The organism is Protofrankia sp. Cr1, from assembly GCF_963555865.1.
Classification (GTDB): domain Bacteria; phylum Actinomycetota; class Actinomycetes; order Frankiales; family Frankiaceae; genus Protofrankia.
The window spans coordinates 4,079-14,507 of the sequence record NZ_CAUVXO010000008.1 but is presented as its reverse complement, the minus strand read 5'-3'; the positions used below and the strand labels follow the sequence as shown (position 1 = coordinate 14,507).

Sequence of the window (10,429 nt, the reverse complement as noted above, 5' to 3'; positions counted from 1 at the left end):
CCGGGCGTGCCAGACTTGCGCTCATGACTGCCCCCGCCCCCGCTGACGGCTCGCGCGGCCTGCCCGTGCTGGAGATTGCGCAGATCGACGTCACGCCCGGCGAGGAGGAAAAATTCACCGATGCCTACCGGTCGGCTGTCGGTGAGATCACATCCTGCCCCGGTTGTCGATCGGTGCGGATGACCCGCGGGGTGGAGTCACCGTCGCGGTTCGTCCTGCTGGTCGAGTGGGAGAACCTCGACGCGCACCTGGTGACCTTCCGGGAGTCCGACCGCTTCGTCCGCTGGCGTGCGGCGCTGGGCCCCTTTTTCGCCCAACCGCCCACTGTGGAGCACGTGACCGACCTGCCGTGAGCACCTTCGTCAACTACTTCTTCTTCGCGCCGCTGTTCGCCACCTTCTTCGGCTTCCTGGGGTGGATGGTCCCCGCCATCCTGTCCCGCGGGGCACTGCCCCGCCGCCGGGTCAGCGTCTACGCCTTGTTCCACACCGGCTACGCGATCATCGCCGTCCTGACGCTGTTCCTGCTCGTGGTGGGGACGCAGACGCCTACCCGGGCCGTGGAGCCCGACGGTCAGGTCCATTTCGTGGCGGGCGCACGCAGCCATGAAGTGCTCCCGCTCCTGGGCACTGCCGCATCCTTCGCCGTCGTGTGGCTGGTCCGGCGGGAGTGGCTGCGCCGCCGCGGCGCTCGGTAGGGACACCCGCGGCGGCCGGCCCTGGCAGAGCCGGTACTGGCGGCAGGTACTGATGCGCGGACACTGTTCGGGCGGGCGTTACGCTGGGCGTGAACGGGCAGGTCTCTGTGAGCGTGCCCGACCCAGGCGCGGTCCACGTCCGCGTCGATCGATTGCCACGAGGACTGCCCGATGCCTGCTCTGCGTTCCCGAACCACCACCCACGGTCGTAACATGGCCGGCGCCCGAGCCCTGTGGCGTGCCACCGGCATGACGGACAGCGACTTCGGCAAGCCGATCGTGGCCATCGCCAACAGCTTCACCGAGTTCGTCCCCGGTCATGTGCACCTGCGCGACCTCGGCCGCATCGTGTCGGACGCGATCGCGGAGGCCGGCGGCGTGGGGCGGGAGTTCCACACGATCGCGGTGGATGACGGCATCGCCATGGGTCACGGCGGAATGCTCTACTCGCTGCCGTCCCGCGAGATCATCGCGGACAGTGTCGAGTACATGGTCAACGCGCACTGTGCGGATGCGCTCGTCTGCATCTCGAACTGCGACAAGATCACACCAGGGATGCTGCTGGCGGCGCTGCGGCTGAACATCCCCACCGTGTTCGTGTCCGGCGGCGCGATGGAGTCCGGTCAGGCTGTCGTGTCCGGTGGCGTCGTCCGGTCCGGTCTGGACCTCATCTCCGCCATCACCGCATCGGTGGACACCACGGTCGATGACGCCGAACTGGACGCGGTGGAACGCTCGGCCTGCCCGACCTGCGGGTCGTGCTCGGGCATGTTCACCGCCAACTCGATGAACTGCCTGACCGAGGCGCTCGGGCTCGCGCTGCCCGGCAACGGGTCCACCCTGGCCACCTCCGCCGCTCGCCGCGACCTGTTCGTCCAGGCCGGACGGACCGTTGTGGACCTCGCGAAGCGCTGGTACGACAAGGACGACGACGCCGTGCTGCCGCGGTCGATCGCGACCCGGGCGGCGTTCGCCAACGCCTTCGCCGTGGACGTGGCCATGGGCGGTTCGACCAACACCGTCCTGCATCTGCTGGCCGCCGCGGTCGAGGCCGGCGTCGACATCACCCTCGACGACATCGACGAGATCTCCCGGACGGTGCCGTGTCTGTGCAAGGTGGCGCCGAGCTCCGAGTACCACATGGAGGACGTCCACCGGGCCGGCGGCATCCCGGCCATCCTCGGGGAGCTCGACCGGGCCGGACTGCTGCACCGCGACGTCCACACCGTCCACTCGGCAAGCCTGGCGGAGTTCCTGTCGCTCTGGGATGTCCGCCGGCCGGACCCGGCCGGCGAGGCGGTGGAACTCTTCCACGCGGCACCGGGCGGAGTGCGCACGATCGAGCCCTTCTCCTCGGTCAACCGGTGGGAGTCACTGGACACCGATGCCGCATCGGGCTGCATCCGCGACGTCGCCCACGCCTACTCGGCGGACGGTGGCCTCGCGGTGCTGCGCGGAACGCTCGCCCCGGACGGTGCCGTGCTCAAGACCGCCGGAGTGGAGGCCGGGCGGCTGACCTTCCGCGGCCCCGCGCTGGTACTGGAAAGTCAGGACGACGCGGTGGACGCGATCCTGTCCGGCCGGGTCCACCCCGGTGATGTGCTGGTCATCCGCTACGAGGGCCCACGGGGCGGTCCGGGCATGCAGGAGATGCTGTACCCGACCGCGTTCCTGAAGGCGCGTGGTCTCGGGCCACAGTGCGCGCTGGTCACCGACGGGCGGTTCTCCGGCGGGTCCGCGGGTCTGTCCATCGGGCACGTCTCACCCGAGGCCGCGCACGGCGGCGCGATCGCGCTGGTTCGGGACGGCGACATCATCGAGATCGACATTCCGTCCCGCCGACTGGACCTGATGGTGGACGCGGCCGAGCTGGCCGCGCGCAAAGCCGCGCTGGCCGCGTCCGGCGGCTTCCGGCCGGCGGACCGAGCGCGTCCGGTATCGGCCGCGTTGCGGGCCTACGCGGCGATGGCGACCTCCGCATCGACCGGCGCGGTTCGTGACGTCTCACTGGTCGCTCCATAGAGAACCGGGGCCGGCCGGTCAGGCCGGGACGCAGAGGGAGAGCGCGAAGTCGTCGGCCGGGTCGGTCCACCAGCGGACCATGGCCAGACCCGCGGCCGCGAACTCGGTGGCGAGCCTGTCCCTGGTGAACTTGGCGCTGATCTCGGTACGCATCTGTTCGTTCTCGGTGAAGCACACCGACAGGTCGAGCGCGCTTATCCGCACCTGCTGGGCACGCACGGACCGCAGCCGCATCTCGATCCAGGAGTTCTCCGCATCCCAACAGGCCACATGCGCGAACCCGCGCGGGTCGAAGTCCGCGCCGAGCTCGTGGTTGATGACCGACAGGACATTGCGGTTGAACGCCGCCGTGACACCGGCGCTGTCGTCATAGGCGGCGACCAGCCGGTCGGGATCCTTGACCAGGTCGGTGCCGAGAAGCAGCGCGTCGCCTTCGTTGAGCTGGGCGCGCAGGCTGGTCAGGAACTCGTGTCGTCGGGTCGGGGCGAGGTTGCCGATGGTCCCGCCGAGAAAGGCGACCAGGCGACGGCTGGCGCCGGGTAGCAGGTCGGCACCGGGCAGCAGGTCGAGGTGGCACTCGAAGTCACCCACGAGCGCGTGGATGGTCACCCCGGGGTACTCGCCGCGGATGGCGGTGGCCGCGCGGGAGAGCACGGTCTCGTCCACGTCGAAGGGCACGAACCTGCGCAGGTGGCCGCTGTTGCGCAGCGCGTCGAGCAGCAGGCGGGTCTTTGCCGACGTTCCGGAGCCGAGCTCGATGAGGGTGTCCGCTCGCGACATCGCGGCGATCTCATGGACGCAGCTGGTCAGAATGGCCCGTTCGGTCCGGGTCGGGTAGTACTCGGGCAATCGGGTGATGGCGTCGAAGAGCATGCTTCCCGTGGCGTCGTAGAACCACTTGGGTGGCAGTTCCTTCGGATCCGCCGTGAGCCCCGCCCTGACGTCGGTCGCGAGTGCCGCGGCGCGGTCGGCTGCGCTCAGGTGCCGGTCGACGACGATTCCCGGGTCGGTCCTGGTACCGGTGCCGGGACCGACCCGGGAATCGTCGTCGACCGCGGAGCCCACATCGGTGAGATCGGTACTGGACGCTGTCATGGTTGCAACCTCCGGGAGCGTTTCTGCGACCGAGAGTAACCGAATTCTAGATCAAATTACTAATGGTTACATCACGTGTGTCGGCGGTCAGCAATTTTTGATCATCAAGGTCAATCCATCCGTCCGAGTCATCGCTGGGTTCGCTGGCCACGTGCACCCCGATGGCGTCACCATCTGTCGATACCCGGTATGAGAGGGTTTCACCCCAGGTCGTGGCGACGATCTGGCTGCCGTCGGTTGCCAGCAGGTTGAGTCGGGCGGCACCGTCGGCCCGACCCGCGGCGACGACCACGTCCGCGACGGCGTCGGCGAGACTCGCGCCCGCGCTCACCCGCTGCCAGACCACGGCGGCCAACAGGGCGGAGTCGCAGCGCGAGTCGGGCATCGGGGCGCCCCGGTGCCAATCGAGCATGCGCATCACCACGTCGACGTCCACCCGCCCGTTGTGGCTGAGCAGGTACCGACCGTGCGCGTAAGGTGCGGTCGCTGTCTCCTCGATCGGCATGCCGACAGTGGCGTTGCGTACCGCTCCCAGCACGCAACCGGACTGGACTGCACCGGCGAGTGAGGCGAACGAGGCATCCGTCCAGATCGGGACAGCCCGCCGGTAGCGAGCCGGCTCGGTCCGCAGTGCGGGGACGTACCAGCCGACACCGAAGCCGTCCGCGTTGATCCGGCCGTGCAGCATCCGTCGTGGCATCCACGCCTGGCGCAGCAGACTGTGTGGCGGATCATGTAGGAGTGCGGTGAGCGTCCGCGGCGTCCCGAGCCAAGCCAGGTGGCGACACACCAGCCTCAGCCTCCCATCTCGGCGTCGCGCGCGAGCCGGAAGCCGGCAAAGATCTGACGGCGAATCGGATGATCCCAGTTGCGGAAGGTCGACCGGACGGCGCTGTGGTGCGTGGCCCAGGACCCGCCGCGCAGCACCTTGTAGACGCTCGGGGACGTACCGGGGAAGAACACCTCGCTGTACTCGCGGTACGGGAATGCGTGGAAACCCGGATAACCCGAGAAGTCGCTGGCTGTCCACTCCCACACGTCACCGATCATCTGTTCGACGCCGTACGCACTGGCTCCGGCTGGGTACGCTCCACGTACGCCCGGACGGGACGTGACATGGTCAAGGTTCGCCCGCTCCGGCGTCGGATCGCTGTCCCCCCAGGGAAAACGTCGCGAACGCCCGGTGACGGGATCGTGCGCGCACGCCTTCTCCCACTCGGCTTCGGTGGGCAGCCGCCGCCGGGCCCAGCGGGCGTGCGCCTGCGCCTCGTACCAGCAGACGTGCTGCACGGGCTCGTCCATCGGGACAGGTTCGTCGCGGCCGAAACGGCGCCGTACCCAGCTTCCCGCCTCGCGGCGCCAGAACTGCGGCGCCCGCAGTCCGGCCTCGCATCGCCACGCCCAGCCCGACGGCGACCACAGACGTTCGTCGTCGTAGCCACCGGCCTCGATGAACGCCATCTGCGCCGCGTTGGACACCGGCAGCGTGTCGATGAAGAACGCCGGGACGTACACGCGGTGCGCGGGTCGTTCGTTGTCGTAGGTCCAGGCGTGGCCTGGTGTGTCGCCGTCGGTGCCCATCGTGAATTCGCCGGCCGGCACCAGCACCTCCGTCGGCAGTCGGCGCTGTCCGGCCGGTGGGACGCGTGCCTCGCCGGTCCCGCCGGTCCCGCCGGTGTCGCGGGTGTCGCCGATGACCGCGGGACCCGTCCGGAGTTGGTGGGTGGCCAGCATCGTCTCGTCGTGCTGGTGCTCGTGCTGGAGCACCAGTCCGTAGACGAAGCCGTCCGCCAGCAGCGCGGACGGTCCGACTGGTTCGACCGGCCCGACCGGTGGCCGCAGCGGCGTGTGCAGTGCGTCCAGTGCGTCCGGGGCGAGTCGGTCCAGGGCGTCCAGGACATGGCCGCGGACCTCAGCCAGGTAGCTGCGGGTCTGCGCCGGGCTGAGCAGGGGTAGGGCGGGCCGGTCCGCCCGGGGATGGCGGAACGCGTCGTAGAGCTCGTCGATGCCCGGCCGTAGTGGCGCCCTGCCCGCCGTCGCCCGCAGCAGCCACAGTTCTTCGTAGTTGCCGACGTGGGCGAGGTCCCAGACCAGCGGTGACATCAGCGGTGAATGTTGGTGGCACAGGTCGGCGTCGTCAAGGTCGGTGTAGGCCAGGCTCCGCGCCCGGCTGTCCGCGAGCGCCCGGGCGATGTCGCCCGGTTGCGCGCCTGCGCTCGCAGTCACAGCGCGACCACAGCGGCGCTGTTCGGCGCGGGCACCGATGCTGTTACGCTCAGACAACGTTCGCTCGCGTCGATCTCGGTGCGCAGCAGGCCCTCCGGCCCGACCTCGGCCAGGCGATCGGTGAGATCGTCGGCGGGGCAGCGGCCCGGCTCGACATAGTTGTCAAAATACGCGTCGACGGCCGCGAGCAGGGATGCGTCGGCGTCCATCCGGCCCAACGCGTCCCGGGCCGCACCCGCGCACGTCCTGGCGGCTTGGTGCAGGGCGCTGTCGCCCAGGCCCACGAGCGCCGCGGTGACCCACTCGTCGGCGACGGGCACACATGCATCGGCCGCGATGTCAGCGGCATGTGGGTCGTCGAGCAGCGCGGTGGTCACCGCGACCACCACCGGCCAGTTCCCGGCCGGGACCGCGTCGAGGTAGCGCAGCTCCAACCAGCCTCGCGGGCGCACCGGTGGGAACACGGTCGTCGCGTGGTAACTCAGGTCCGTGGTTGTCGGTGGCCGCGTCAGTGGGCTCTCGCCCGCCACCCACTCGCCGAACGTCATCGCGGTCGGGGGTTGCGCGAACCCGCCGAGCGGATCCCGAACCAGCATGATCCTCGCGGCCAGCAGATAGTCAGCCCAGGCGGTTGCCGGGTCGGACCGGCGAGCGGTCGCCACCGGCCGGGTCCGGGTCGGATCGATCTCCGCCCACACCGCCTGCCGGGTCGAACAGCAGCCGGTGGCCGTTCCCGCCAGCACCGGGGAGGCGGCGAACATCGCCACGAGCGCGGGCCCCAGGGCATGCGCCAACTCGAAGCGCCCGGTCCACTGGTCCGTGGTACCCGCGTTCAGGTTGACCTGGATGGAGGCGGTCGAGCACATCATCGTCACCCCCGCCGACCCGCCGCCGGCCCGGAAGTAGCGCTCCATGGCTTCGTAGCGGGACGCGGTGAGATGGCGGCGCGGCGGTCGCAGCGGGTCTGTGCCCATCCCGACAAGCGCGAGGCCGGCATCCGCGAGCATGGACCGGACCCCGGCGAGGTCGGCGGCTGTCCGCGCCAGCGCATCCGACAGCGGCAGCGGCGGAGCCGACAGCTCAAGCTGGCCACCGGGTTCGAAGGTGATCCGAGTTCCGCCTGGCAGGGTCGAATGCCCCGGGATGCCAGTTGCCCCGGCGGTTGCCCCGGCGGACGGGCTGTCGCGGAGATCGAACGGGCGCTCGGGAACGGCGGCGGTGAGCGCCGCCATCGTCCGGGTGGGTGCCACCGGGCGGTATACCGCTTCCGTGTCGACGACGAACCACTCGGTCTCGACGCCGACGGTTCCCCGCGGCTGCTCTGTCAGGCAGGTCAGGTGTGCGTAGCGATGGACGTCTGCCGCTGACCGGATCTCGTCATCAATGCCGCGGTGATCGTCTTTCGGCTTACCTGACTGTGTCCGTGTCATGAACCCTCCAGGTCCGGACCGGCCAGCGTCGCTGGCCGCGGGTCGGTGCGGGTCGGTGCGGGTCGGTGCGGGGATCGTGCTGTGCGGGTGCTGTGCGGGTGCTGTGCGGGTGCTGTGCGGTGCCGTGCGGTGCCGTGTGGTGCCGTTACGTCGTACCCCGATGCGGCAGCCGTGGCCCGGACTTTTGTGTCCCTGGTGTTTCCTGCACGGTATGTCCTGTCCCCGGTAACACACGGTCGGCATGGGAGCGACGGTCGGTAAAGGCGTCGGGGTTCGGATGGGAGCCCGGTGGAGATATCCACAACGTGGGTTTGCCGGTGTGATTTGTATGGGATGGTGGTCGCTGCGTAGCCGACTCGCTATCGCGGTGGCCGCCCGGGGGGTGGCCGGCCTGCCCACGGCGGAGGTGAGGGATCGTGCGCAATGCGGGCCGGTTCGGCCGCGATCTGGTCAGCCGGAGTGTGGTCGGCCGGAGTGCGGTCGGCCGGAAGGTGATAATGACTCGGGTGTCACAGGGACATCGGGTGTCGCAGGGACACTGGCCCGGTCGGTCGGCCATGGCGGAGTATCGGCGTTGCCGGCAGCTCTACGTGGTCGAACGTAAGGACAGGGCAACCCGAGCGGCGGTGGTCGCCGGCGTCGTCGCAGGCGTAGCCGCGATCGTGGTCAGCGTGTTCGGCGTTCTGTTGAGCCTGTCCACATTGCTGATACTGCAGCTGGCCCTCGGTTTTGTCATCGTCGTGCCTGCTGTCGCGGCAACCCGCTTCTTTCGATCTCCACCGGAAATCGAGTCGTGGCGGGAGGATGCCGAAGCCGAACGGCACACCGCACGCGCGCTCGAGCGCCTCGCCCGTGCCGGGTACACCGTCCTTCATGATCGTTCTATTACCGGTTCCGCCGGCAACATCGACCATCTGGTCATCGGACCGTCTGGCGCGTGGGTGGTCGAGACGGCCGCGCATCGCGGGCCGCTGCGGCAGAACCGGGCCGGGCTCTGGGCGGGCAAGGTGCCGTTGCATCCCATGCTCGAACTGGTCGCGTGGATGGGTGAAGAAGTCACCAACCAGCTGGTCGCCGAGCTGCCGGCGGGTTGGCAGGTCTGCGTGCAGCCGGTGATCGCGTTCGCGCGCGCCGCGCCGCCGCACGGGCTCGCCGTGCTCGACGATGTGGTGTTGCTGCCGGCGACGGGGGTCGCTGACTACATCCTCACGGCTGGTGTCCTGCTGCGGCCGCTGGACGTCGCCGTGCTGGTGGACGCCGCCGAGCGGGTGTTTCCGGCCTATCCGGTGAACGGCCCGGAACCGACCTGGCCGGCCATGTCCCGGTTGCGGGGTCTGCTGCGGCGCTGACGTCCCTCCTGGAACCTCTTCTGGATCTTTCCTGGACGGGGTGTCGGTCACCGCAAAGCCGTGCGCCGCGTGGCTGCCCAGGTCGCCGATGATCCCCTGATATCGTCGGCGACCGGACACACTTTTGGATGTTGAACGGTCCATGGCCGTGTTCCCGCCGGCGGCGGTATACCCACGGCGGCGTGTTGGGTCTGCGCCGGGATACCGCCGCCGGACCACATCCCAGGTGGACAGTTGCGGGGTCAATGCGTTCGCGGATGATGGGTGCAACCGCTGAACCACAGCTGGAACGGTTGCGGCACCAGCGCTGCGAGAATGCATTCCAGCGTCGCCGAAATAGCATTCACGCCAATGAAGAGAAACTGGGAATAGACGGGATCGCGGGCGCGCCGTAGGCTTTGGTTCAGGCCAGTCACCCCCTATTTGTGAAGCGCGGTCGAAGGGTGTGGAGATGGGTAAGAGAATACTTGTGCTGGACGCCGACGGAGAACTTCTGGGAAAGTTCGCCGACACCTACACGGCACACCTGTGGAGTCACTACAGGATTCTCGCTCCCGGCTTCGACGGGCACGTCGAAGTGTTCGACCCGCACACCAGGACGTCGCTCGTCGTGGGGACCGATGAATGTCGGAGTATCATCTGGGGAAGGATCCAGAACACGTCGGTGTCCTGTGACGAGCGGGCCGATTCCGACGATTTCAGCCTGCCGGAGCAGTCGCTGGGGCAGCTGTCACGCCGGTCCGTGACACGGGCCTGGCTTACCGCGGGGGCCTGAACGGCTTCTGAAACCATATGAACACCTTGAGCTATGTTCCCAGCTCCCCGGCTGCCGGCTGACGGTGTCCCGGCCGCCGGGTGAACCGACACCGATGGTGCCCGGTCCCCATGAGTGCCCTGGGGACGTGGGCCGCCGGCGGCGCGGAAGAACCATGATCGCGCCGCGGTCGGCCCTCGATGCGGCCTTCCGGTGTCGGGGCTGATGCGGGAGCGGCGGCGTGGGTAGCGGTGGTACACGGCCACCGCCATCCCTTACCCGCGCCGCCGTTCCCGTCTTTCGTGCTTTCGTGCCATCGGCGACCGGCTGCCGTCACCGATCTGGCGGCGCACGACCAGGGAACCCGCCAGCAGAAAGAAAAGCAGCAGCACGAACGTGTTGGACGTACCCCCGCTCGAGCTGGTCAGCACCATGTCCACACCGGACCGCAGGACAGCCCCGCAACTCGCGGTGATCGTGCGGTGCCCGGCCCGATAGGTGGCGAACTGTACGACTGTGGAAAAGCGACCACGGCTGTCCGCTGTCGTCTGTCCGATGATCTTGTTGTCGTCGGACGTGATGACGACCGGCGCGCCCGACCCGCATCCCGCGCCGGTGGCGATCAGCGTGTCCCCGGCGGAGAGAATCGGATGGTCCAGCAGCAGCTCGCCGGGTACCGGGCTGCGTGGGACAAGCGTGGGGGTCGATCCCGGGGTGGTCGGTGTGCACCTACCCGACGCGGTTCGTACCGACGTCGTCGGGCAGGGCGTCGGCGGCTGTGGGCACCGCTGTCCGGCGGGCACGAGCAGGCCGCCAGGGCATGTCACCGACGGTTGCGGACAGCGGCCCGCGCTGT

The 10,429-nt window shown here is 69.2% G+C and carries 10 protein-coding genes; 5 read left to right on the top strand and 5 right to left on the bottom strand.

The window, feature by feature from the left end:
• Window positions 1-23 precede the first annotated feature (23 nt).
• The 3 genes from U9980_RS01895 (at window position 24) to ilvD (ending at window position 2,719) form a co-directional block, all read left to right on the top strand.
• Window positions 24-353 (top strand): antibiotic biosynthesis monooxygenase family protein, encoded by a 330-nt coding sequence (locus U9980_RS01895; protein WP_322766439.1) that lies wholly within the window; start codon window positions 24-26, stop codon window positions 351-353.
• Window positions 350-697, top strand: a complete 348-nt coding sequence (locus tag U9980_RS01890; protein ID WP_322766421.1) for a hypothetical protein — start codon at window positions 350-352, stop codon at window positions 695-697. The genes U9980_RS01895 and U9980_RS01890 overlap by 4 nt, the downstream gene beginning before the upstream one ends.
• A gap of 171 nt (window positions 698-868) precedes the next feature.
• Window positions 869-2,719 (top strand): dihydroxy-acid dehydratase, encoded by a 1,851-nt coding sequence (gene ilvD, locus U9980_RS01885; protein ID WP_322766420.1) that lies wholly within the window; start codon window positions 869-871, stop codon window positions 2,717-2,719.
• Between the two features lie 18 nt (window positions 2,720-2,737).
• Here the strand turns inward: ilvD and egtD are convergent, their stop codons facing one another.
• The 4 genes from egtD to egtA are packed head-to-tail and all read right to left on the bottom strand — an operon-like array spanning window position 2,738 to window position 7,470.
• Window positions 2,738-3,814, bottom strand: a complete 1,077-nt coding sequence (gene egtD, locus U9980_RS01880; RefSeq protein WP_322766419.1) for an L-histidine N(alpha)-methyltransferase — start codon at window positions 3,812-3,814, stop codon at window positions 2,738-2,740.
• 46 nt (window positions 3,815-3,860) lie between these two features.
• Window positions 3,861-4,604: an ergothioneine biosynthesis protein EgtC gene (gene egtC / locus U9980_RS01875; protein ID WP_322766418.1), complete on the bottom strand. Its 744-nt coding sequence runs from the start codon at window positions 4,602-4,604 to the stop codon at window positions 3,861-3,863.
• Between the two features lie 5 nt (window positions 4,605-4,609).
• Window positions 4,610-6,040, bottom strand: coding sequence for an ergothioneine biosynthesis protein EgtB (egtB, locus tag U9980_RS01870; RefSeq protein WP_322766417.1), 1,431 nt, complete (start codon window positions 6,038-6,040; stop codon window positions 4,610-4,612).
• Window positions 6,037-7,470 (bottom strand): ergothioneine biosynthesis glutamate--cysteine ligase EgtA, encoded by a 1,434-nt coding sequence (egtA, locus tag U9980_RS01865; protein WP_322766416.1) that lies wholly within the window; start codon window positions 7,468-7,470, stop codon window positions 6,037-6,039. Before egtA ends, egtB begins: the two co-directional genes overlap by 4 nt.
• A 557-nt stretch (window positions 7,471-8,027) precedes the next feature.
• On the opposite strand from egtA, the gene U9980_RS01860 reads away from it, so the two are divergent.
• On the top strand, window positions 8,028-8,819 hold the full coding sequence (locus tag U9980_RS01860; RefSeq protein WP_322766415.1) for a nuclease-related domain-containing protein: 792 nt from the start codon (window positions 8,028-8,030) through the stop codon (window positions 8,817-8,819).
• A 451-nt stretch (window positions 8,820-9,270) separates the two neighbouring features.
• On the top strand, window positions 9,271-9,594 hold the full coding sequence (locus U9980_RS01855; protein WP_322750412.1) for a hypothetical protein: 324 nt from the start codon (window positions 9,271-9,273) through the stop codon (window positions 9,592-9,594).
• Between the two features lie 254 nt (window positions 9,595-9,848).
• Here the strand turns inward: U9980_RS01855 and U9980_RS01850 are convergent.
• The coding region (locus U9980_RS01850) for a hypothetical protein (RefSeq protein WP_322766414.1) at window positions 9,849-10,429 on the bottom strand (581 nt) is incomplete at its 5' end.